This window comes from Mesorhizobium sp. LNHC252B00 (genome assembly GCF_000502955.1).
Classification (GTDB): domain Bacteria; phylum Pseudomonadota; class Alphaproteobacteria; order Rhizobiales; family Rhizobiaceae; genus Mesorhizobium.
Map to the genome: position 1 here is coordinate 25,474 of NZ_AYWO01000017.1, position 23,047 is coordinate 48,520.

At 62.9% G+C, this 23,047-nt stretch carries 18 protein-coding genes and 2 pseudogenes; 7 read left to right on the plus strand and 13 right to left on the minus strand.

Translation table 11 applies throughout. The features are described 5' to 3' along the window. Positions 1–91 precede the first annotated feature (91 nt). Complete coding sequence (locus tag X744_RS150180) at positions 92–712, minus strand: DJ-1/PfpI family protein (RefSeq protein ID WP_023760761.1); 621 nt, start codon at positions 710–712, stop codon at positions 92–94. A gap of 114 nt (positions 713–826) precedes the next feature. Here X744_RS150180 and X744_RS150175 point away from each other — a divergent pair, with 114 nt between their 5' ends. Then, positions 827–1,099 carry a hypothetical protein gene (locus X744_RS150175; protein WP_023760762.1) on the plus strand — a complete coding sequence of 91 codons (273 nt, stop codon included), beginning with the start codon at positions 827–829 and terminating at the stop codon, positions 1,097–1,099. A 23-nt stretch (positions 1,100–1,122) separates the two neighbouring features. On the opposite strand, the gene X744_RS150170 is transcribed toward X744_RS150175, so the two are convergent. From X744_RS150170 to cysG, 5 genes are all read right to left on the minus strand, one after another. Next, positions 1,123–1,656 carry a DUF934 domain-containing protein gene (locus X744_RS150170; RefSeq protein WP_023760763.1) on the minus strand — a complete coding sequence of 178 codons (534 nt, stop codon included), beginning with the start codon at positions 1,654–1,656 and terminating at the stop codon, positions 1,123–1,125. Positions 1,657–1,825: 169 nt separating this feature from the next. Further along, a complete protein-coding gene (locus X744_RS150165) occupies positions 1,826–2,590 on the minus strand; it encodes a phosphoadenylyl-sulfate reductase (protein ID WP_023760764.1) in 765 nt (254 codons plus the stop codon). Then, the gene (locus X744_RS150160; RefSeq protein WP_023760765.1) at positions 2,565–4,235 is read right to left on the minus strand and encodes a nitrite/sulfite reductase; all 1,671 of its coding nucleotides are present in this window, start codon (positions 4,233–4,235) and stop codon (positions 2,565–2,567) included. The genes X744_RS150165 and X744_RS150160 overlap by 26 nt, the downstream gene beginning before the upstream one ends. Positions 4,236–4,277: 42 nt before the next feature. Next, a complete protein-coding gene (locus tag X744_RS150155) occupies positions 4,278–4,583 on the minus strand; it encodes a DUF2849 domain-containing protein (protein ID WP_023760766.1) in 306 nt (101 codons plus the stop codon). Continuing rightward, positions 4,580–6,031 (minus strand): siroheme synthase CysG, encoded by a 1,452-nt coding sequence (gene cysG / locus X744_RS150150; protein WP_023760767.1) that lies wholly within the window; start codon positions 6,029–6,031, stop codon positions 4,580–4,582. The genes X744_RS150155 and cysG overlap by 4 nt, the downstream gene beginning before the upstream one ends. 415 nt (positions 6,032–6,446) lie before the next feature. On the opposite strand from cysG, the gene X744_RS150145 reads away from it, so the two are divergent. Together X744_RS150145 and X744_RS150135 are read left to right on the plus strand one after the other, a co-directional pair. Further along, positions 6,447–6,896, plus strand: a complete 450-nt coding sequence (locus X744_RS150145) for a host attachment family protein (RefSeq protein ID WP_023760768.1) — start codon at positions 6,447–6,449, stop codon at positions 6,894–6,896. A gap of 225 nt (positions 6,897–7,121) precedes the next feature. Continuing rightward, positions 7,122–8,906 carry a cation:proton antiporter gene (locus X744_RS150135; RefSeq protein ID WP_023760770.1) on the plus strand — a complete coding sequence of 595 codons (1,785 nt, stop codon included), beginning with the start codon at positions 7,122–7,124 and terminating at the stop codon, positions 8,904–8,906. On the opposite strand, the gene X744_RS150130 is transcribed toward X744_RS150135, so the two are convergent. After that, a complete protein-coding gene (locus X744_RS150130; RefSeq protein ID WP_023760771.1) occupies positions 8,903–9,703 on the minus strand; it encodes a helix-turn-helix transcriptional regulator in 801 nt (266 codons plus the stop codon). The genes X744_RS150135 and X744_RS150130 overlap by 4 nt on opposite strands. A 117-nt stretch (positions 9,704–9,820) precedes the next feature. On the opposite strand from X744_RS150130, the pseudogene X744_RS01000000169990 reads away from it, so the two are divergent. Further along, positions 9,821–10,740: pseudogene (locus tag X744_RS01000000169990) on the plus strand (zinc-binding dehydrogenase). 13 nt (positions 10,741–10,753) lie between these two features. Here the strand turns inward: X744_RS01000000169990 and X744_RS150125 are convergent. Continuing rightward, positions 10,754–11,506 carry an SDR family oxidoreductase gene (locus X744_RS150125; RefSeq protein WP_023760772.1) on the minus strand — a complete coding sequence of 251 codons (753 nt, stop codon included), beginning with the start codon at positions 11,504–11,506 and terminating at the stop codon, positions 10,754–10,756. Between the two features lie 50 nt (positions 11,507–11,556). Continuing rightward, positions 11,557–13,833, minus strand: a complete 2,277-nt coding sequence (locus X744_RS150120; protein WP_023760773.1) for a transglycosylase domain-containing protein — start codon at positions 13,831–13,833, stop codon at positions 11,557–11,559. Positions 13,834–13,939: 106 nt separating this feature from the next. Between X744_RS150120 and X744_RS1000000173915 the strand changes: the two genes are divergently transcribed. After that, positions 13,940–14,143, plus strand: a complete 204-nt coding sequence (locus X744_RS1000000173915; protein WP_023760774.1) for a hypothetical protein — start codon at positions 13,940–13,942, stop codon at positions 14,141–14,143. Between the two features lie 61 nt (positions 14,144–14,204). On the opposite strand, the gene X744_RS150110 is transcribed toward X744_RS1000000173915, so the two are convergent. The 3 genes from X744_RS150110 to X744_RS150100 form a co-directional block, all read right to left on the minus strand. Then, positions 14,205–14,405: a hypothetical protein gene (locus X744_RS150110; protein ID WP_023760775.1), complete on the minus strand. Its 201-nt coding sequence runs from the start codon at positions 14,403–14,405 to the stop codon at positions 14,205–14,207. Between the two features lie 96 nt (positions 14,406–14,501). Further along, complete coding sequence (locus X744_RS150105) at positions 14,502–15,122, minus strand: ribonuclease D (protein ID WP_031260677.1); 621 nt, start codon at positions 15,120–15,122, stop codon at positions 14,502–14,504. 147 nt (positions 15,123–15,269) lie between these two features. Beyond that, positions 15,270–16,655, minus strand: coding sequence for a M20/M25/M40 family metallo-hydrolase (locus tag X744_RS150100; RefSeq protein ID WP_023760777.1), 1,386 nt, complete (start codon positions 16,653–16,655; stop codon positions 15,270–15,272). A 416-nt stretch (positions 16,656–17,071) separates the two neighbouring features. Between X744_RS150100 and X744_RS01000000169995 the strand changes: the two are divergent. Further along, positions 17,072–20,106 (plus strand): annotated as a pseudogene (locus tag X744_RS01000000169995) (DNA polymerase I). Between the two features lie 31 nt (positions 20,107–20,137). Here the strand turns inward: X744_RS01000000169995 and X744_RS150095 are convergent. Further along, a complete protein-coding gene (locus X744_RS150095) occupies positions 20,138–20,542 on the minus strand; it encodes a Fur family transcriptional regulator (protein WP_023760778.1) in 405 nt (134 codons plus the stop codon). A gap of 264 nt (positions 20,543–20,806) precedes the next feature. Between X744_RS150095 and X744_RS150090 the strand changes: the two genes are divergently transcribed. Then, positions 20,807–23,011 carry a caspase family protein gene (locus tag X744_RS150090; RefSeq protein ID WP_023760779.1) on the plus strand — a complete coding sequence of 735 codons (2,205 nt, stop codon included), beginning with the start codon at positions 20,807–20,809 and terminating at the stop codon, positions 23,009–23,011. Positions 23,012–23,047: the final 36 nt, after the last annotated feature.

Sequence of the window (23,047 nt, forward strand, 5' to 3'; positions counted from 1 at the left end):
AAGCGCATTGCCACTTTCCCCGGGGAATTGCGCCAAAACAAAAATAGAACGACCGCCGCGCTGTTCGCGCGGCGGCCTTAGAAATTCCGGATCAGGCCGCCTGGCGCTCGTCGCGCATCAGTATCTCGCCATGGCGGATCTCCGTGCCCAGCACCTTCAGGCATTCGCGGATGAAGTTGGAGAGGCCCGGCCAACCCTTGGCCGAAACGAGATTGCCGTCGACATGGGCGCCGGTCGGCGCGACATCGATATAGATACCGCCAGCGAGCGTCACTTCCGGCTCGCAATAATGCAGCGCGGCGACTTCTCGGCCCCGCACCACACCGTCGACAGCGATCAGTATCTGCACGCCATGGCAGATGGTGAAGATCGGCTTGCCGGCCTCATGGAAATGCCGCACCAGCGCCTGCACCCGCTTGTCGATGCGGATGTATTCCGGGCCACGCCCACCCGCCGCATAGACGGCATCGTATCCGGTTGGGTCCACCTCGGAGAACGCCTTGTTGAGGATATAATCGTGGCCGGGCTTCTCGGTATAGGTCTGGTGGCCTTCGAAGTCGTGCAACGACGTTTTCAATATGTCGCCCGCCTTCTTGTCCGGACAGACGACATGGACCGTATGGCCAACCGCATGCATTGCCTGTTCAAACACGAAAATCTCATATTCCTCGCTGAACTCGCCAACGAGCATCAGTATCTTCTTGCCAGCCATTCCCGGTTCCTCCCTTGTGGCCATGTTTATTTCGGATCACGAAATAATGGTCCTATCCTAAGGTCAGGACGGCGGAAGGGAAAGCGTAAATCGCACAATTGGTAAGACCAGTTGATGTCTATCGTGATCAGCATCGCCGCAGTACCGTTCGCAGAAAGCGAAAACGGCATTGTTGGTTCGACCAGAATTTCAGGCAGCCGCCTTGATCATATCCGCCGCCTTTTCGGCGATGGCCGGCCCGGCAACAGCGCAATGACGCCTGCCGGGCACGGATCAGGCGGAACCGCCGCCGGCAATGACATAGTCGAAAACCATGCTCTCCTCCTCGCACCCGGCGGATATTTCCGTACGGATAGTCGCAGGGAAGCCCGATCGGAGCCGATGTAAAGACGTCGGGAATTGCCGTTGCGTCAGCTGTTGCGAGCGCGCCGCCAGGAATATTTCGACCCCTTCGGCTCCGGCACGGCGGCTGGCTGGTAGTAAAGCCCCAACCCACCGGTGCGGCCCTCCTCCAGCCGCTTCAACAGCACCGGATTCGAAATTTCGAACTCATCGAAGCCGAGCCGCAGCATATGCGGCAACTGGTCGACCAGCACCTGCCCGGTGGCCCGCACAGCGCCTTCGAAACCATAACGGCTGCGCAGCAACTCGCCCTTGGAGAAGGAGCGGCCATCGCTGAAGGCCGGGAAGGCCAGTGCCACCAGAGAGAGTTGGTCGAGCAGGTCGGCGATCTTCTCGAGTTGATCGCCCGGCTGCAGCACGACGCCGAGCCGTTCCTTGGCCGAGCGGCGCACCTCCGGCTCGAGATCGAGAAACGCCTGCAGCGGCAGGATGAAGCGGCCGTTGCCGGAAAGCGCGTCCGCGTTTTCGGCATGAGCCCACTCATCCTCGCGAAAACCCTCAGGGGTCCAGAGCCGGATCTCCGGTGTCGTCGGTTCAGTCATCAAAATTCCTAAAAATTCAAAGAAGCTAGGGGTGCGTTGAGATTCAGTCAGGCCGCGCCGAAAATGGTGGCTTCCGAGAACCGGAGCGGAGCGTACTTGAAGTACGTGAGCACCGGAAGCGCAGGAAACCGCCTTTTGCAGGCCGGTCTTACCTGAATATCAACATACCCTAAAGCGATGCGTCGGTCAGCGACACTTCCAGCCCCGACAGGTGAATGCCGCACTCGGTCTTGGCATGGCCAGCCCAGCGGCCGCTGCGCGCGTCCTCGCCCGGCTGCACCGGCTGCGTGCATGGAAAGCAGCCGATCGATAGATAGCCATAAGCAACCAGCGGATTTTCGCGCAGCGCATGCGCGCGCATATAGTCGGCCTGGTCCGAAGTCGTCCAGTGCGCCAGCGGGTTGATACGGATGCGCGGACCGACGGCCTCGAACACCGGAAGCGCTGCGCGTGTCGCGGCCTGGAAGCGCTTGCGGCCGGTGAACCAGGCGCGGAAAGGTGCAACGCCACGCGCCAGCGGCTCGACCTTGCGCACGTCGCAGCAGGCGTCGGTGTTGCTCTGGTGCAGATTGCCCATCGGATCGATCCGTTCGAGCGCCGCCTCTTCGGGCTTGATCACCCGTATATTGGTCAGTCCAAAATCGGCGGCAAGCGCATCGCGATAGCCGAGCGTTTCCTCGAAATGCTTGCCGGTGTCGAGGAAGATGACAGGCAACGCCCGATCGATCTTGGCGATCATGTGCAGCAGCACAGCCGAATCCGCGCCGAACGACGACACCGCAGCGATCTCGTCGTGAAACAGGTCGCGGGCCGAGCGTTCGATGATCTCGAGCGGGTTCAGGTGACCGTAAAGCGCGTCGAGTCCCGCCGCCTTGGCGGCGGCGCCATCGTCGACGTCGACTATGCGGTCAAGCGGCCTTGGCTTCGCCAGCATAAAGCGCCTCCTTGAACGGCGCGGGACCGACACGGCGGTAGGCGTCGATGAATTTCTCTTGTGGGTCGAGCCGCAGGCCGAGATACGTCTCGACGATCTGCTCGATGGCGTCGGTGATTTCTTCCGACGAGAAGCCGCGGCCGATGATCTCGCCGACCGAGGTGTTCTCATCGGCCGAGCCGCCCAGCGTAACCTGGTAGAGCTCGGACCCCTTCTTCTCGACGCCGAGGATGCCGATGTGGCCGACATGGTGATGGCCGCAGGCATTGATGCAGCCGGATATCTTCAGCTTCAGTTCGCCGATCTCGCGCTGCCGCTCCAACGAAGCGAAGCGGCGCGAGATTTCCTGTGCGATCGGGATCGAGCGCGCCGTGGCCAGCGCGCAATAGTCGAGGCCAGGGCAAGCGATGATGTCCGATATCAGATTGGAATTGGCCGTCGCCAGGCCAATGCCGACCAGCGTATCATAGACCGCCTTGAGGTCGGCGCGTGCCACATGCGGCAGGATCAGATTCTGCTCATGGCTGACACGCAGTTCGTCGAAAGCATATTTTTCGGCGATGTCGGCGACCGCTTCCATCTGGCTGTCCGAAGCGTCGCCGGGCACCTCGCCGATTCCCTTGAGCGAGATCGTCACCGCGGCGTAGTCGGGATGGCGGTGCGTCACGACATTCTGGTCGAGCCACTCCGAGAACCCCTTGGAATCCAGTCGCGCCAGCTTGACCGCCTGGTCGCCTTCCGGCCGGTCGGTGAGCGCCGGCGGCGCGAAATAGGCTTGGATGGCGCGGATATCGGCTTCCGGCAGCTTCAGGTCGGCATCCCTCAACTCCCGCCACTCGGCCTCGACCTGGCGGGTGATTTCCTCGACGCCGGTCTCGTGGACGAGGATCTTGATGCGCGCCTTGTACTTGTTGTCGCGGCGGCCATAGAGGTTGTAAACGCGCAGGATCGCCGTGCAGTAGGACAGAAGGTCGGCTTCCGGCAGGAAGTCGCGGATCTTGCGGGCGACCATCGGCGTGCGGCCCTGACCGCCGCCGATATAGACGGCGAAGCCGAGTTCGCCGGCGGCGTTCTTCTTCAGGTGCAGGCCGATATCGTGCGTCTGGATGGCAGCGCGGTCGCGCTCGGCCCCCGTCACCGCGATCTTGAATTTGCGCGGCAGGAACGAGAATTCCGGATGCACCGACGACCACTGGCGCAGGATTTCCGCATAGGGGCGCGGATCGGCGACCTCGTCGGCGGCGGCGCCGGCGAAATGATCGGCGGTGACATTGCGGATGCAATTGCCGCTGGTCTGGATGGCATGCATCTCGACGCTTGCAAGATCGGCCAGGATGGCCGGAATGTCCGACAGCGCCGGCCAGTTGAACTGGATGTTCTGGCGCGTGGTGAAATGGCCGTAGCCCTTGTCGTATTTGCGAGCGATGTGGCCCAGCATACGCAACTGCTTGCCGTTCAGCGTGCCATAGGGCACCGCGATGCGCAGCATATAGGCGTGCAGCTGAAGATAGACGCCGTTCATCAGCCTGAGCGGCCGGAACTGGTCCTCGGTGATCTCGCCGGCAAGGCGGCGCTGGACCTGGTCGCTGAACTCGGCGACGCGGGCCTGGACAAAATCGTGGTCGAACTCATCGTAACGGTACATGCTTCGTCTTTCAGGGCGCGTCCGCCCATGCCTAGTGTCTTGTTAAGCTGCCCACGTCGCCTGCTTGGCAGCCTGCTTGCCGAGATCGTTGCGGATGGTCGGGCCCGCGGCGCGAATCTTTTCGCGCAGCCGCACCGGCTCGACGACGCCGTTGACGACATCGACATCGATCAGATTGACATCGACCACTTCGTTGGCGGCATAGGCCTTGGCGCCGATCACCTCGAGGCGATCCTCGGCCGGCTTGTCACGGGCAATGTCGGCATGGTCCACCGTCTCGGCCCAGCCGCCATCGGCGTACCAGACGGCAATGCCGTCGGTCAGGCGGTTGGCGGTCAGAATCTTCATGACTGAACTCCTTCAGCGACCGAACTGGACGCACCTTCATGTCTGTGTGCCGCGAGCGCCTCGGACCGGTCAAAGTTGGCGCCGGCGACCGCGTCGCCGATGATGGTCATGACCGGGCCGGAAAGATCGGCGCGCGCTTCCAGCGACGGCAGGTCGGCAAGCGTGCCGTGGAACCGGCGCCGGTTGGCAAGGCTTGCATTCTCGACCACGGCTACTGCCGTATCCGGCGAAAGACCGGCCTCGATCAACCGGCCGGCAACTTCGGCCGCCACCGAGCGGCCCATATAGATGGCGACGGTGGCGCCCGAAATGGCGAGCTTGGCCCAGTCGGGTAGCGAATTGCCCTTGAGGTCGTGGCCGGTGGTGAACACCATTGACGAGGAAACACCGCGCAACGTCAGCGGCAATTCGAAATCGGCTGCGGCGGCGAATGCCGCGGTGACGCCCGGAACCACCTCATAGGCGATGCCGGCATCGCGAAGCGCTGCCATCTCTTCACCGGCCCGGCCGAACACCAGCGGATCGCCCGACTTCAGCCGCACGACGCGCTTGCCTTCACGGCCGAGCTCGACCAGCAGTGCATTGATCTGCGCCTGGCTCTTGGTGTGGCAGCCCTTGCGTTTTCCGACCGGCAGACGCTCGGCATCGCGGCGACCCATGGCAACGACCGCCTCCGGCACCAGCGCGTCATGGACGATGACATCGGCTTCCATCAGCAGGCGATGGGCACGCAAAGTCAGAAGATCCTCGGCGCCCGGACCGGCGCCGACCAGGGCGATGTGGCCGCAGGCCGGCGCATCCGACAGCAGAAGATGGACAGCAGCGTCATGCGCCTGCGAAAGCTCGCCCGCCTCAGCCGCACGGGCAGGAGCACCAGCAAAGAAATCATTCCAGAAGCGGCGGCGGGCGTTGCCTCTCGGCAGCAGCTTTTCGGCAGCTCCGCGAAACGACGCCGCGAGCGTTGCCAGCGGCCCGAGCGCCGGCGACAGCATGCGGTCGATGCGGCTTCGCAGCATTTGGGCAAGCACCGGGCCTGCACCTTCCGTGCCGATGGCAATGGCGACCGGCGCGCGGTTGACCAGCGCGGGGGTGAAGAAATCGCAAAGCTCAGGCCGGTCGACGGCATTGACCGGAATGCCCAGCCGGCGCGCATCCGTGGCCACGCGGCGATCGAGTTCCTCATCGCCGCTGGCGGCAAAAACCATGACCGCACCTTCGAGCTGCGACGCGTCGTAAGCGGCGGCAAAATGGTGGGTGCCGGTCTGAGCGATGAAGGTCAAGAGATCGGGCTCGGCATGTTCCGCGATGACGCGCAAAACCGCACTCGACTGTCCGATCAGTCTTGCCTTGGCCAATGCCTCTTCGCCGCCGCCGACGATGGCCACGGCTTGGCCCTCGACCCGCATGAAGACGGGGAAGGCATTGAGTTTGGGAGCAATGTGCGGCATGGGCGCGAGCGGAATCCTGAACAGGCTTGCAGTTCTACGCGCGAGCGCGAGCAATCAGAAGGAACGCACTGGCGCATCGCCTGTCGGGATGCAATCGCTTTTCTGAATGCACCTCGGCCAAGAGAAAAATATTCCTCATCGGCAGGTGATGCGGATTCAAGCACCTGTCGCAGGCCTTGATTTCCAGCCGTATTAGCACCCGGCGAGCAGTGCCGCAAATCAGGTTTTTCTAAATTCTACCAGTTTAGTAGATTAAAGCCGCCGGCGCTGGATGCCCGGATGTCCAAGTTTATAGGGATGCTGGCGGGAACATTACCCCTGAGAGACGCGTTCCCAAAGGCCCATCGCGTCAGATCGCGAAACCCGGCCGCGGCACATCGCAAGATGCCGGGGCGACCCAAAGAGGAGCCTTGTCATGAGCACGATCAACCTGAAGCATGGCATCTGGGTTTTGGTGGCCGATGGCGAAAAAGCGCTTTTCCTGAGGAATGCCGGCGACAGCAAATATCCGAACCTCGAAGTCGTGCAGGAAATCGAACAGAACAACCCGCCCACCCGCGAGCAAGGCAGTGATAGCCCGGGCCGATACAATGATGGTCCCTCCGTACACCGCAGCGCGGTCGAGGAAACGGACTGGCACCGCATCGGCAAGGAGCGTTTCGCCGACGACATTGCTGACCGGCTCTACAAGCTCGCGCACAGCGGCCAGTTCAAGGAGATCGTGCTTGTCGCACCACCGATGGTGCTTGGGACAATGCGCAAGAAGCTGCACAAGGAGGTCGCGGACAAAGTGACCGCCGAAATTCCCAAGACACTGACCAACCACGCCCTATTCGAAATCGAGGCCTTGCTGCAGGCAGCCTGATCGCTGTGAGCAATTGCGCCGGACCGAGGCGGAATACCATCGAGGAAATTCAAATTGGGGCCGGCGGCTTCCTCAGCCGCCGGTCAAGCCTTTGCGGCCGCAGCGTCGATGTCATGGATTTGCGGGTTGCCTCGCCAACACCCGATCCGCCATATTGCGAACAGGCGGCGGCTTCGGGCGGTGTCCATCCGATATCGCTGGTTTTTGAAAGGCGCTCCATAGACAATGCCGCATGACACGCCCCTTATCGCCACCATCGTCGCCGGTCTGGGGCTGGCTTTCGTCTTCGGCGCTCTCGCCAACCGCTTCCGCATTCCGCCGCTGGTCGGTTATCTCGTAGCCGGCGTGCTGGTCGGGCCGAACACGCCCGGTTTCGTCGCCGATGCCAGCCTTGCCAACGAACTGGCCGAAATCGGCGTCATCTTGCTAATGTTCGGCGTCGGGCTGCACTTCTCGCTGAAGGATCTGTTGTCGGTGCGCGCCATCGCCGTGCCCGGCGCGATCGTCCAGATCGGCTTTGCAACAGCGCTCGGCGCCGGCCTTGCCTGGATGCTCGGCTGGTCGATGGGCGCAGGGCTGGTTTTCGGCCTGGCGCTCTCGGTCGCCTCGACCGTGGTGCTGCTACGCGCCTTGCAGGAACGCCGTCTGATCGAGACGGAGCGCGGCCGCATCGCCGTCGGCTGGCTGATCGTCGAGGATTTGGCCATGGTGCTGGCGCTGGTGCTGCTGCCGGCGCTCGCCGGCGTGCTCGGCGGCCAGGAGCAGGCGAACGCCCATGCAAGCGGCTTGCTTTCGCTACCGGACAGCTACGGCATCTGGGGCGTCGTCGGCATCACGCTGGCCAAGGTTGCTGCTTTCGTCGTCGTCATGCTGGTGGTCGGCCGTCGGGTCATCCCCTGGATCCTGCACTACGTCGCCCACACCGGATCGCGCGAATTGTTCCGGCTGGCCGTGCTCGCAATAGCGCTCGGTGTCGCCTTCGGCGCGGCAAAACTGTTCGGGGTCTCGCTGGCTTTGGGAGCCTTCTTCGCCGGCATGATCATGAGCGAATCCGAGCTCAGCCACCGCGCGGCGGAAGAATCGCTGCCGCTGCGCGATGCCTTTTCGGTGCTGTTCTTCGTCTCGGTTGGCATGCTGTTCGACCCGTTCAGCCTGACCAGCAATGGCTGGCCAATCCTGGCGACGCTGGCCATCATCGTCATCGGCAAATCTTTAGCGGCGTTCATCATCGTCGTTGCCTTCGGCTATCCCTTGGCCACCGCCCTGATGATCTCGGCAAGCCTTGCCCAGATCGGCGAATTCTCCTTCATCCTGGCAGAACTCGGCGTCGGGCTGAAATTATTGCCCGAACAAGGCCGCGACCTCATCCTCGCCGGCGCCATCCTGTCGATCGTCCTCAATCCGCTGATGTTCCTGGCCATCGACTGGATGAAGCCATGGCTGGGGCGGCGCGCCGCCAGGACGGCACCGCCGGCCGAGGCAAAGCCGGTCGGTCCGGCGACGGAACCGGGCCAATTGGCCTCGGTTGCAGCCACGACGAAAGGAGGAAACGGGCCGCCGGCCAGGACAGGTCTCACCAACCATGCCATCCTGATCGGTTATGGCCGCGTCGGCAGCCTCGTCGGTGCGGCGCTGAAACAGGCCGCCCTGCCCTTCCTCGTCGTCGAGGATGCCGACAAGACACTGGCCAGACTGAAAGCCGACGGCATAGAAACCGTCTCCGGCAATGCGGCCAACGTCGAAGTGTTCGCCGCCGCCAATCCCGAAGGGGCGAATCGGCTGATCCTAGCCATCCCCAATGCCTTCGAGGCCGGACAGATCGTGCTCAGGGCACGCGCTGCCAATCCCGGCATCAACGTCATTGCCCGCGCCCATTCCGACGCCGAGATCGAGCATCTCAAGGGGCTCGGCGCCGATACGGTGATCATGGGCGAGCGCGAGATCGCGCGGGGCATTGTCGAAGAGGTGCTTGGCCACAAGCCGGAGGCGGCTGAACCGTCCACTGCCTAAGCCGCGCCGCCATGCTGCAAGACACTGCTTAGATATTTTGCCGGCGGCTTCCCAAGCGCCTTCTTGAACATGGTGATGAAGGCCGTGACCGACCCGTAGCCGAGATCGCCCGAAACCTGCTGCACGCTGGCGCCCGAAGCCAGTTCCCGTATTGCGACGATCAAGTGCAGTTGCTGGCGCCAGCGCCCGAAGCTCAGCCCCGTCTCCTTCACCACGAGACGGGCGAGACTGCTCTCGCTGAGCGCAACGCGATTGGCCCATTCTGCCAGTGTGCTGCGATCGGCAGGATCTTGCGCCAACGCTTCGGCGACCCGCTTCAAGCGCGGCTCGGATGAGATCGGCAGATGCAGCCGCTGGACGGGCATGCGGGGCAATTCGGTAAGCAGGGTCTTGGTCAAAAGCTCATCCCTCGCGCGATCGTCCTGCACAGCATCGGACAGCTCGATGATCAGTTCGCGCAAAAGTGGCGAGATCGAGAACGTGCAGCACCGGTTCGGCAGATCGGCGGCTCCAGGCTCGATGTACACGAAGAAGATCCGAGCGTTGGCCGTCGCGACATTGCTGTGTTCCATGTCGCCGGGAATCCACACCCCGCAATGAGGTGGCACCATCCACAGGCCGCTTGGGACGTGGCATGTGATACCGCCTCCGAGCGCGAAGACGAGTTGGCCTTTGCGGTGCCGATGTGCGGGCACTTCCGCTCTGGTCCCGGGGACGTCGACGCGCACGGCAATCGCTGGCGCGGAAGGGTCATCCACATCGAAATCGAGCCAAGGGTAGCTGAGAGGCTGCTTCATGGTTGACGGCTTTTAGCGATCAATTGCCTTCATATCTAAATTATTCAAAGGCAAAAATCGATAGGGTCCACTTGCGAATGAGTGGTGCGTCCACCACGCAGCAATGAGGTATGAACCATGCTCGCCCTCGTCATCTCTTCCGACAGCGCGACCGGACTGAGGATCGCGGAGCTTGCCGAGCCTCAACCGACCCCGAACGAGGCGCTTGTCTCGGTCCATGCGACCTCGTTGAACCGTGGCGAACTGCGCCTGCTTGCCATCCATTCGAACGGCTGGATCCCGGGTCAGGACATCGTCGGGATTGTCGAACGGGCAGCAGCCGATGGCTCTGGGCCAGCCACAGGCGCCCGGGTTGCGGCTCTGGTCGACCAGGCCGGATGGGCCGAACGGGTCGCCGTCCCAACCGACCGCCTCGCGGTCCTGCCGGATGAGGTCAGCTTCGTGTCCGCAGCCACGCTTCCGGTCGCAGGCACGACGGCGCTGAGGACTTTGCGCCATGGCGGCGACCTGGCCGGCCAGCAGGTCCTGGTCACCGGCGCAAGCGGTGCGGTCGGTCGTTTCCAGATCCAGATCGCCCGCGAGCAAGGCGCCTCGGTAACTGCGATCGCAGCCGCCCGGCATGGCGACGATCTCCGCGGCTTGGGAGCTATGCGTGTCGTCGAGTCGATCGAGTTGGCTGAGGGACCGTTTTCGCTGATCACCGAGTCGGTCGGCGGCAAAAGCCTGGCGGACGCGATCGAACGTGTCGCATCTGGCGGGACCATCGTCATGTACGGTTCAAGCAGCGGCGAACTCACGCCGGTCGGGTTCCGCCAGTTCGTTCCGGATCATGAGGGCGCGAGGCTTCAAACCTTTGCGTACTACACGTCAGGTCCAGGCATTGGCGCGGACATCGCCTCGCTGCTCGCTCTGTCGTGGCTGTCCGGCTCGAAACGCGCGTGGCCCTTACCATCCCGTGGACAGACATTGCTCACGCCCTGGACGCACTGCGACAGCGCAGCTTCAGCGGCAAGGCCGTTCTCACCATAACAGGATGAGCACCCTGTTTTGTCACACGTGCTGGCCGCCATTGATGTGGATTTCCGAGCCCGTGACGTAGGACGCTTGCTGCGAGCACAGGAAGAAGATGATGTCGGCGACTTCCGCAGTGGTGCCAAGACGTCTGAGCGGAATGGTCTCGACGATCCTGTCCGTGCCCGGCGACAGGATCGCGGTGTCGATCTCGCCCGGCGCGATGGCGTTGACACGGATGCCGTGCGGGCCGAAATCATGTGCCATCTCGCGCGTTAGCGAGCCAAGTGCTGCCTTCGATGTCGCATAGGCGGTGCCGGCGAAGGGATGCACGCGGGTTCCGGCGATCGAGGTAACATTGACGATCGAGCCCTTGGCCGCCGCCAATTCCTTGAACAGGCCGCGAGCCAGCATGATCGGCGCGAAGAAATTGACCTGGAACACGTCGCGCCAGACATGCATCGGCGTGTCGATCGAGTCCATCCGGCTGTTGCCGTCCTTGAGCTTCGGCGAAATGCCGGCATTGTTGACCAGCGCGTGCAACTGGCCGCCATGCTCTTCCAGCCGGTGGCGGATTTCCGAGACGGCGATGCCGACATCCTCCTGATCGGCAAGGTCGACCTTGATGTGGTCCTCAGGCCCGGCCGGCCACGGGCAGTCCTCGGCGAAGGCCTGGCGCGAGCAGGTGATGACGCGCCAGCCTTCGCGCGAAAAACGCTTGACCGTGGCGTGGCCGATGCCGCGGCTGGCGCCGGTCAGCACGATGGTCTTTCTGGAGTCGAGTTCAGTCATTTGGGAGGTGTAGCCGAACCGCGTCGCGGAGGCGAGCGGCGAGTTGCCGCTCAGCCGCCAAGGAGATCGAGGATCGAGGTCTGCCGCTTCTTGCGCGGACCGCCAACTTCGCCTGGTGGCACCGGGTGCTTGATCGATGCGGTGGCGCCGTCGTCTTCCGGCATGGACAAGCCATCGGCATCGACGGTCTGGGCGGGACGGGCCGCGCGGACCGGCGCTGGCTGCTGGGCGACCGGCGCGGCTGGCCGCATCTGCGGCGCCTGCTGGCCGACCGACGTGGAAGGAACCGGCGCCGGCGGCGTGTTGTTCGCCGACGGTATCTCATCGGGCACGATGGTGTCGGCCGGCGTCGATTTCCAGGTGCCAGGCAACGGCCGCACCGGCACGCCCTCGTGGGCTGCTACCATGAATTCGTGCCAGGCCTGCGCCGGCAGCGCGCCGCCGGTGACTTTCTTCATCGGGCTGCCATCATCATTGCCGAACCACACACCCGTGGTGAGGTTGGCAGTGTAGCCGACGAACCAGGCATCGCGCGAATTCTGGCTGGTGCCGGTCTTGCCGGCCGATGGCCAGGCGAAAGCCGCTTTCCGGGCGGTACCGATCTCGACCGTACCCGTCATCATCGAGTTCATCATGCCGACGATCTCGGGCTTGACCACGCGCGGCGCGCTGCCGCCACCGCTGTCGTAGAGCACCTTGCCCTCGGTGGTCGTCACGCGGCGGATGAAATGGATGTCCGGCTTGTAGCCGCCATTGGCAAAGGGGACATAGGCCGATGTCAGTTCCAGAGGGGTCACCTCCGACGTGCCCAGCGCGATCGAGGTGTTGGACTGCAGGTCGGACTGGATGCCCATGCGGTGCGCTGCCTCGACAACTGCGCCCGGCCCGACCTCCATGGTCAGTTGGGCGGCGACCGAATTCAGCGATTTAGCCAATGCGGTTGCCAGCGTCACCTTGCCGAAATATTTGCCGTGGTAATTGTCGGGCGTCCAGTTGCCGATCCTGATCGGTGCGTCGTTGCGCACGCTGTCGGGTGTTCGGCCGGCTTCAAGGGCGGCCATATAGACGAACGGCTTGAACGCCGATCCCGGCTGGCGGCGCGCCTCGGATGCGCGATCGAACTGGCTGGTCGAATAGTCGTAGCCGCCGACCATGGCGCGCACAGCGCCGGAATCGTCGATCGACACCAGGGCACCCTGGCTTACGTTGAGCTTCTTGCCGCCTTCGTCGATCAGCCTGCGGATAGATTGTTCGGCGAGCTTCTGCAGGTTCAGGTCGACGGTGCTGTCGATGACGATATCGCCGCGCACGTCGCCGATCAGGTCGGGAAGTTCTTCCATGATGGTGTCGGCGACGTAATTCTCCGACCCGGTCCAGTAGGACGGCGCGCGCGTTGCCGGCGCGCTCATCGCAGAGGTCAGTTCCTTGGCGCTGATCTTGCCCTCGTCGCGCATGGCGGCAAGCACCAGTTGCGAGCGTTCTTCGGCGGCCTTGGGGTCACGTGCCGGCGACAACCGCGACGGCGCTTTCAACAGACCGGCAAGCAGGGCGGCTTCCGACAGGGTGACGTCGCGCGCGCTCTTGCCGAAATAGCGGCGCGAGGCCGCTTCGACGCCATAGGCGCCGGAACCGAAATAGACCCGGTTGAGGTACATTTCGAGGATCTGGTCCTTGGTGTGCTTGTGCTCCAGCCACAACGCCAGCAGCACCTCCTGCACCTTGCGCTCCAGCGTACGGTCGGGCGTCAGGAACAGGTTCTTGGCCAATTGCTGGGTCAGCGTCGAGCCGCCTTGCGAGAAATGCCCGCCCAGAACATTGGTCACCATCGCACGCGACAGGCCAATCGGGTCGATGCCGAAATGCGAGTAGAAGCGGCGATCCTCGATGGCGATGACGGCCTCGGGAATATAGGGCGACATTTCGTGCAGGCCGACGGCTTCGCCCCCGCTCATGCCGCGATTGGCGAGCAGTTGCCCATCCGCCGAGACGATCTTGATATTGGGCGCGCGGTCGGGGATCGACCATGTCGTCGCCGCCGGCATCTTGGCGCCGTAGTAGACGACGGTGCCGGCCACCGCGATGCCGCCCCAGATGGCAAGCACGAAGCACCAGTAGAACAGCCGGCCGAGCACCCCGAACAGGCCGCGCCGGCTTCCGCCGCGCTTTGCCCGCGACGATTTTCCTTTGGCCGGCTTGCGCTTTGCGGAGGCTTTGCGATTGCTCGGCACGACGCGATCCTCCTCATTCACCGAAAGACCCGCCGAGGATCGCGCCTGTGGCGGCCCCTCGAAACTGGGTTCGATGCGGCTGTCTCTGCGGTTCGCCATGAGCTGTGCTTGATATCCCCGATGCCTATGGCATTCGGGTTGAAGAGTAGATGCGGCGATTTAAGGGCGGGTTAAGTCGTGAAAAATCGAGGCAATATGGATTCAATTGCTCGCGGATCGTCTTGAATCGCGCATCAGCGCCGGCTGCGTGCGGCAGCAGGCGAAGGTCGGCGCCGGCCTAATGCCGTCAATTCTGCTGGATCGAAATACCTTTGTTGTCGATCTTGAGCTCGACCCCTTTCGGTTTGGTCTGCTCACGATAAAAGACGCCAAGCGGTTTTCCCGGGAAAGCGCGCGGCGCTTTCCCTAGGGGATTGCATCAAACAAAGAGTTCAAGCAGCTCGCCGGTTTCCATGAAACGGTGAACTGCTCTAATCGTCGTCTTCGCTCGCGGCAGGCCGCCAGCTGGTCGGCTCGACCTTCTTTTGCGTATGACTGTCTGTGTAGACCCACCAGCCGTCATCGCGGTATTGCGCGATGGATTCGTTGATGACGCCGTCGCTGTCCTTCCACGTGATTGAGATCTTGGAGCCGTCGGTCGGCGCGGTCGCTATCGGCTTTCTGTCCGTCAATGTCATCCCCTTTGAACCGGCGACGATGAGCCGACAAACGCGGCAGCCTTGCTTCCGGTTCCAAACCCGGCCATCGACAGATGTCCGCGACTACCGTCAGCTATGGGCGAAGATATCCTCTTCGTCCCAGCCCATCAGATCGAGTTTGGCGCGCGTCGGCAGGAAGCGAAAGCAGGCATCGGCCTCCTTTGTCCGTCCATCTCGCGCCAGCCGCCCGGCCAGCACATCGCGCAAGCGGTGCAGATAGAGCACATCGGATGCCGCATATTCGAGCTGTTCGGGCGACAGCGTTTCGGCCGCCCAGTCCGATGATTGCTGCGCCTTTGACAGGCCGACGCCGAGAAGTTCGAAACAGATATCCTTCAGCCCGTGCCTGTCGGTGTAGGTGCGGGATAGCCGCGAGGCGATCTTGGTGCAGAAAACCGGCTCGGGCATCACGCCGAACGCGTTGTAGAGCACCGCGATGTCGAAACGGCCGTAGTGGAAGAGCTTGGTTATGCCGCGGCTCCTCAGCAGGCTGACGAGGTTCGGCGCCTTCTTCTGGCCGGGCGCGATCTGGATGACGTCGGCCGAGCCGTCGCCGGGCGAAATTTGCACCACGCACAACCGATCACGATGCGGGTTGAGCCCGAGCGTCTCGGTATCGATAGCCACCGCGCCGACATTGTAGTGCGATAGATCGGACAGGTCATTCTTGTGGAAACGGATGTCGGCCATTGTGTTCTCCGGTCGAACCTACAGTCTCAGGCGTCCTTTAACGGCATAGGACGCCGAGAGCTATGATGTTGGCTCGTCCTCGCCGCAATCCGCTGAAAAATCAACAGAAAGTTGATTTTCATGCCGTCAGCGTGATTTTCTCGCCACTCAGCGCGTCAGCGCATCGAGAATCCGCGCCCAGGAGCGCTGGCCCTTATGGAAGGAGTTGAGCTCGTATTTCTCGTTGGGCGAATGAATGCGGTCGTCGTCGAGGCCGAACCCGACCAGCAGCGATTCCATGCCGAGATAGGTTTGAAAATCGCCGACCACCGGGATCGAGCCGCCGCTGCCCGTCGTCACCGCCGGCTTCGGCCATTCGTCGGACAGCGCATTCTTGGCCTTGGCCAGGAATGGGGAGTCATAGGAAAGCTGAATTGCCGGCGAGCCGCCATGCGGGTGGAATTCGACCGAGCAGTCGGCCGGAATGCGCTCCTTGACGAATTTCTGGAACGCGTCGCGGATTTTCTTCGGGTCCTGTTTATGGACGAGGCGAAACGATACCTTCGCCGAGGCTTCCGCCGCGATCACCGTCTTAAAGCCCTTGCCAGTGTAGCCGCCGATAATGCCGTTGAACTCGGCCGTCGGACGCGCCCAGGTCAATTCCAGCACCGAGCGACCCTTTTCGCCCGACGGGATCGACAGGCCGACAGGCCCGAGGAACGTCTCGGCCGTCTCGCCAAGCGTCTCCCATGATTTCAGGATCTGCGACGGCGTTTCCTCGACGCCGTCATAGAAACCGGGAATGGTGATATGGCCGTCCTTGTCGTGGATATCTGCCAGTATCCTGGCCAGGATGCGGATAGGATTGGCGGCAGCGCCGCCATAGAGGCCGGAATGAAGGTCGCGGTCGGCGGCCTTCACCGTGATCTCCTCGCCGACCAGCCCGCGCAATCCGACGCAGATCGACGGCGTGTCGCGGTCCCACATGCCGGTATCGCAAACCAGCGCGAAATCGGCCTTGAGCTCGTCGGCATTGGCTTCGAGGAACGGCTTCAGCGACGGCGAGCCGGATTCCTCCTCGCCCTCGAACAGGATGGTGATGCGGCAAGGCAAATTGCCGTGCACTTGCTTCCAGGCGCGGCAGGCCTCGACAAAGGTCATCAGCTGGCCCTTGTCGTCGGCCGAGCCGCGTCCGGTGATCACCTTGTGATCCGGGCCGACCTCCTTGACCGCGGGGGCGAACGGATCGCTTTCCCACAATTCGATCGGATCGACCGGCTGCACGTCATAATGGCCGTAAAACAGCACATGCGGCGAACCGGCCGGGCCATCGTGATGGGCGACCACCATCGGGTGTCCGGGCGTGTCGCGCACGCTGGCATCGAAGCCGATCAGCTTGAGCTCCGCCACCAGCCATTCCGCCGCCTTGCGGCAGTCGGCGGCATAGGCCGGATCGGTGGAGATCGACTTGATCCTGAGCAGGCCGAACAGGCGTTCGAGACTCTGGTCGAGATTCATGTCGAGACGGTCGAGGACGGGGGAAACTGCGGACATGTGTGAAGCCTTTCGATTCAGAACCGGAACCGTAAAGGCAGGACAGGAAAACGAAAAGCCCGCGATCATTGGACCACGGGCTGCAAATGTCTGTCCGAGGTAAAAAAAGACCGCCGTGGTGGAGGGGGAGCCACGGCGGCCTTCTACTCGAAACGTTGCGGCAGCCCGGAGAGGGGGGATAGGCTGCCGCAGTTGTCCGGGATAGGCGGGGGACGGGCCTTGCTCCGGACTCGGCGAAAATTGCCGATGCTCTGTATCTGTGTCTTTGAACATGGCGATTCAAGGGCACGAAGATTACAGTTTTGTAACATGGCCGTGATTGGGCCGGAGCGGGTCTGTCAGGGTGTTGCCGGAACCGGTATCTGAAGCCGCCTTTGGCATGGACCAAGCCGCCGCGCCGCGCTATCCCTGCCGACATGAAAAAAGGCGATCATCTCTTCCTTGTCGACGGCTCCGGCTACATCTTCCGTGCCTATCACGCGCTACCGCCGCTGACCCGCAAATCCGACGGCCTGCCGGTCGGCGCCGTTTCCGGCTTCTGCAACATGCTGTGGAAGCTGGTCCTCGACGCCCGTAACACCGATGTAGGCATTGTGCCGACGCATTTCGCCGTCATTTTTGACTATTCGTCGAAAACCTTTCGCAATGACCTCTACCCCGAATATAAGGCCAACCGTTCGGCGCCACCGGAAGACCTGATCCCGCAATTCGGCCTGATCCGCCAGGCAACCAGAGCGTTCAACCTGCCTTGCATAGAAACCGAAGGCTATGAGGCCGACGATCTGATCGCCACCTATGCCAGGCTCGCCTGCGAGGCCGGCGGCGACACCACCATCATCTCCTCCGACAAAGACCTGATGCAGCTGGTCGGCGACACGGTCGGTATGTACGACCCGATGAAGGACCGGCAGATCGGCATTCCCGAGGTCATCGAGAAATGGGGCGTACCGCCGGAGAAAATGGTCGACCTGCAGGCGCTGACTGGCGATTCGGTCGACAATGTACCTGGTGTGCCCGGCATCGGGCCGAAGACGGCAGCACAGCTGCTGGAGCAGTTCGGCGACCTCGACACGCTGCTTGCCCGCGCGGGCGAGATCAAGCAGGACAAGAGGCGCGAATCGATCATCGCCAACGCCGACAAGGCACGTGTTTCGCGTCAGTTGGTGACGTTGATGAACGACGTGCCGGTGGCCGCGGGGCTGGACGAATTCGTGCTGCACCCGCCGGACGGCCCAAAACTGATCGGCTTCCTCAAGACCATGGAATTCACCTCGCTCACCCGCCGCGTGGCGGAAGCGACCGGCACCGAGGCAGGTGATGTCCAGGCCGTCGCGGTGACAGTTGAGCGCGCCGATCATGCCCATGGCCCGGATGTCGGGGCCGGAGTGCCAGCTGTTGCCCGAGCCGAGTCCGGCGCCGAGCCTGGCCAGGCCAGTGGAGCGGCAACGACAGAAACGTCAAAGCAAGGCGACACCCCTTCTCTGCTCGCCGCATTGCGGCTGGAGAGCGCGGCCACCCGCAAGATCGATACGTCAACGTATCACTGCATCCGCGATGTCCCGGCCCTGAAAGCCTGGATCGCGGAGGCAATGGAGACCGGCCGTGTCGCTTTCGACGTCAGGGCGACGTCGGCCGATCCGATGCAGGCCGAGTTGATCGGCATGTCCATCGCCACGGCGCCCGGCCGCGCAGCATACATTCCCTTTGCCCACAAGAGCGGCAACGGTGACCTGCTCGGCGGCGGGATGATCGAAAACCAGATCTCCGTACGCGAGGCACTGGCCGTGCTGAAACCGCTGCTCGAGGACAAGTCGGTTCTCAAGATCGCGCAGAACCTGAAATACGACCTCGTCGTCATGAGCCGTTATGGCATCGATGTCGCGCCTTTCGACGACACCATGCTGATCTCCTACGTGCTCGACGCCGGCACCCCGCATGGTCACGGCATGGACTCGCTTGCCGAGAAATGGCTCGGTCACACTCCGCTCCAGCTCAAGGACGTGACCGGTTCGGGCAAGGGCTCCGTCGGTTTCGATCAGGTCGACATCGGCAAGGCGACCGCTCACGCCGCAGAAGACGCCGATGTGACACTGCGGCTCTGGCTGGTGCTGAAGCCGCGGCTTGCCGCCAAGGGGCTTGTATCGGTCTACGAGCGGCTGGAACGGCCGCTGGTGCCGGTGCTGGCACGCATGGAGCAGCGCGGCATCTCGGTCGACCGTCAGATCCTGNCCCTACACGACGCTCTTCCGATCTGGTGCTGGCACGCATGGAGCAGCGCGGCATCTCGGTCGACCGTCAGATCCTGTCGCGACTGTCGGGCGAACTGGCGCAGGGCGCCGCTCGCCTCGAAGAGGAAATCTACCAGCTCATCGGCGAGCGCATCAACATCGGTTCGCCAAAACAGCTCGGCGACATCCTGTTCGGCCGCATGGGCCTGCCCGGCGGCTCCAAGACCAAGACCGGCCAGTGGTCGACCTCGGCGCAGCTTCTCGAAGACCTCGCTGCCGAAGGCCATGAACTGCCACGCAAGATCGTCGACTGGCGCCAGCTGACCAAGCTGAAATCGACATATACCGATGCGCTGCCAGGCTTCATCCACCCCGACACCAAACGCGTCCACACCTCCTACGCGTTGGCCGCGACGACGACGGGACGCCTGTCATCTTCCGATCCGAACCTGCAGAACATCCCGGTGCGCACAGCCGAAGGCCGAAAGATCAGGACCGCCTTCATCACCGACAAGAGCCATCGGCTGGTCTCGGCCGACTACAGCCAGATCGAGCTGCGGGTCCTCGCCCATGTCGCCGAAATACCGCAACTGCGGCAGGCCTTCGCCGACGGCGCCGATATCCACGCCATCACCGCGTCGGAAATGTTCAACGTGCCGGTCGAAGGCATGCCTTCGGAAGTCCGCCGCCGCGCCAAGGCGATCAATTTCGGCATCATCTACGGCATTTCGGCCTTCGGCCTCGCCAACCAGCTGTCGATCCCGCGCGAGGAAGCCGGCAACTACATCAAGAAATATTTTGAGCGCTTCCCGGGCATTCGCGACTATATCGAAGAGACCAAGGCCTATGCCCGCGAGCACGGCTTTGTCGAAACGATCTTCGGGCGCCGCATCCATTACCCGGACATAAGATCGTCCAATCCCTCCCTCCGCGCCTTCAACGAGCGCGCCTCGATCAACGCCCGCCTGCAAGGAACCGCCGCCGACATCATCCGCCGTGCCATGATCCGCATGGAGGAGGCGCTGGTAAAAGCAGGCCTTTCGGCTCGCATGCTGTTGCAGGTGCATGACGAACTGATCTTCGAGACGGTCGAAGCCGAAGTCGAGGCAACGATCCCGGTTGTCCGTCACGTCATGGAGAATGCGGCGATGCCGGCGGTGTCGATGTCGGTGCCGCTGCATGTCGACGCGCGGGCGGCGAACAACTGGGACGAGGCGCATTAGATTCTTGAAATGCTTCACGGCTGACCAGCCTTCAAGCAGCTTCGGCCAGGCACTTGGCACACGTCCCGCGGAATTCGATCACCGCCTTCTTGGCGGCGAAGCCGGTGGAGCGCACCCATTCGTCCAGTTGGTGACCGACATCGTGGTCGGACATTTCGGTCACTTGCCCGCATGTGTCGCAGATTGCGAAGGCGGTCATCGAGTGGCTGTGATCATGCGGCTCGACGCAAGCGACGAAGGAGTTGATGCTTTCGAGCCGATGCACAAAACCGGACTTCACCAGTGTGTCGAGGGCCCGATAGACCTGCAGCGGCGCGCGGAAACCGCGCTCGCGCAACTGGTCGAGCAAGGTGTAGGCACTGAGCGGGCCACTGGCAGCCTCAAGCTTCTCAAGCACGCACAGCTGGTTCTTCGTCAGCACATCCCTTGCCGCCATGGTCCTTGATCCAACTCGCGTCTTGCGTCGCTCGCGCATCATTTCCGCGCGCAAACGACCCCTGTCCCACCCAGATAGCGACGAACAGGCATTTTTGCTACTGTTTCCAGCATCTCTGCGCCGGAAGGCTGCCGAGAACCGCGCCTTGTCGATCGGAGCAGGATAACAGGCGGGTTGCTCTCCGATGCAACATTCAAAATACTGACAAAATCCTCGGCAAGGATAGCGTCACTTGGGAATTCGATCGGGCTTGGGGAAGCAATCATGATCAAATTGACGCGGCGGACGCTGCTGGTCGGCACGTCCGCGCTGACGATGGCCGGCATGGTGTCGTTCCGGACCATGGCCGCATCGCGCACATACCATGCGCTGCTGGTCGCCTGCACCGAATATCCTGCTCTGCCGCAGAGGAACTGGCTGGTCGGTCCGAAGAACGATGCCGGGCTCGTCCGCGAATATCTTCTGAAGAACGTGCCCGACCCAGTGCGGTTCGCGCCCGAGAATGTCACGCTGCTCGCCAAGGATGTCCCCGGCGCCAGTGGCCTGCCGACCCATGCGGCGATCAAGGCCGCTCTGGCCGACCTTGCCGCCAAGGTTCAGCGCGACGATTTCGTCTATCTGCACCTGTCCGGTCACGGCGCCCAGCAGCCGCAGATGGTCAAGGGCGACGAGACCGACGGGCTCGACGAGATCTTCCTGCCCGTCGACATCGACAAATGGATCAACCGCGATGCCGGCGTGCCGAATGCGCTGGTCGACAACGAGATCGGCGCGGCACTCGACGCCATTCGAAACAAGGGCGCCTTCGTCTGGGTCGTGTTCGACTGCTGCCACTCCGGCACCGCGACACGGGCCGTCGAGGTCGACGACGAGCTGGAACGCAAGGTCGAGTTTGCCGACCTGGTCGGCGGCAATAAGGCTGAACGGGCGGCTGCGATCAAGGCCTACGACGAGGTGACATCGGCCGCTGGCTCGCGTGGCATCGACGACAAAGGCACGCGCAGGCCTGCCTTCAACCTGACCCCAACCGGCGGCGAACCAATCGCCAAGGGCAAGCTGGTCGCCTTCTACGCCGCGCAGACGGTGGAGACGACCCCGGAAATGCCGCTGCCCAAAGGCGCAACGGACGCCCCGCGCTTTGGCCTGTTCACCTTCACCATCCTGTCGAAACTGGCCGAGAATCCCAACGTCACCTACCGCCAACTCGGCCAGGGCGTGCTGCAGCAATATTCGGCCGACAGCCGCACCCGGCCAACGCCGCTGTTCGAAGGCGAACTGGATGCCCGTGTGTTCGGCACCGACAGGACCGACGCGGTCATGCAGTGGCCTGTCGTCATCAAGGATGGCGAGGCGACGATCGGCGCCGGGCTGCTGCACCGACTCACCCCCGGCAGCAAGCTCGCCATCCTGCCTTCGGCGCTGTCCCCGCTTTCCGACGCGATCGGATTTTTGGAAGTTCGGTCGGCAAAGAACCTGGAAAGCCGCGTCAAGCCGGTCGAGTTCGACAAGAAGCCGGCGCTCAAGGTCGCCGACATTCCGGCCAACGCCTATGCGCGGGTGGCGGAGATCGCCGTCGACTACAAGCTCGTCGTCGCGCGGCCTGCCGTGGCCAAGGGACTTGAGACGGAGACCGCGCTTGTCAATTCGGTTCTCGACGAACTGGCCACAGCCAAGGAGACGGGTTTCAACATCGAGGTGGTAGAGCCCGGCAAAGGCGCCGAGCTCCGCCTTGCGGTGCTACGCGAGAATGCTCTTACCGGCGCCGACAAGGATGCGACTGACAAGCCGGCGCTGTGGTTCCTGCCGGCGTCGGGCGATGTGACTCTGAAGGAGGACAGCAAGCCGCCGCTGATCATCATCCACATGGACGACCGGCAGAAGCTGGTCGATGCAACGACCAGGAACCTGCGCACCATCTTCCGTGCCACCGGGCTTTCACGGCTGGCGGCGGCCTCCGATTACAAGCCCGAGGACGTCGACGTCCAGTTCCAGGTCAAACGCCGTGACAAGGATGGTCTGGAACCGCTCCAGGCTTCAGTGGTGCCGCGCGTCTCGCCGGGCGACGAAGTGCATGTGCTGGCCAAGAACAGCTCGGACCTTCTGGTCGATATCAACGTGCTCTATGTCGGCAGCGATTATTCGATCACCCACATCGTTGCCGAGCGCCTCGCCCCTCAGGCCACGCTAGAGGAGGGACTGCTCGCCTTCACCGACACCAGCTTCGGCATGGAACGGATGATTGCGGTTCTGACCGAGGCACCGCCGGAGAGCGAGGAGCAGGACCTGAGTTTCCTGGCACAGGACGGCGTCGCCTCTGCGACACGCGGAATGGGCTCCGCCAGCTTCTCCGACATGCTGACCGATCTCGGCATGGCGCCTGCAACTCGCTCGGTGATGCGGCTTGCCGACAAGGGCGGGCCGAAAGGCGCTGTGATGATCTTCCCGATGGAGACGGTGCCGCGCGGTTGAGCCGATGGCGGAGGCGACGGCCAGCCCTTGCGCCAT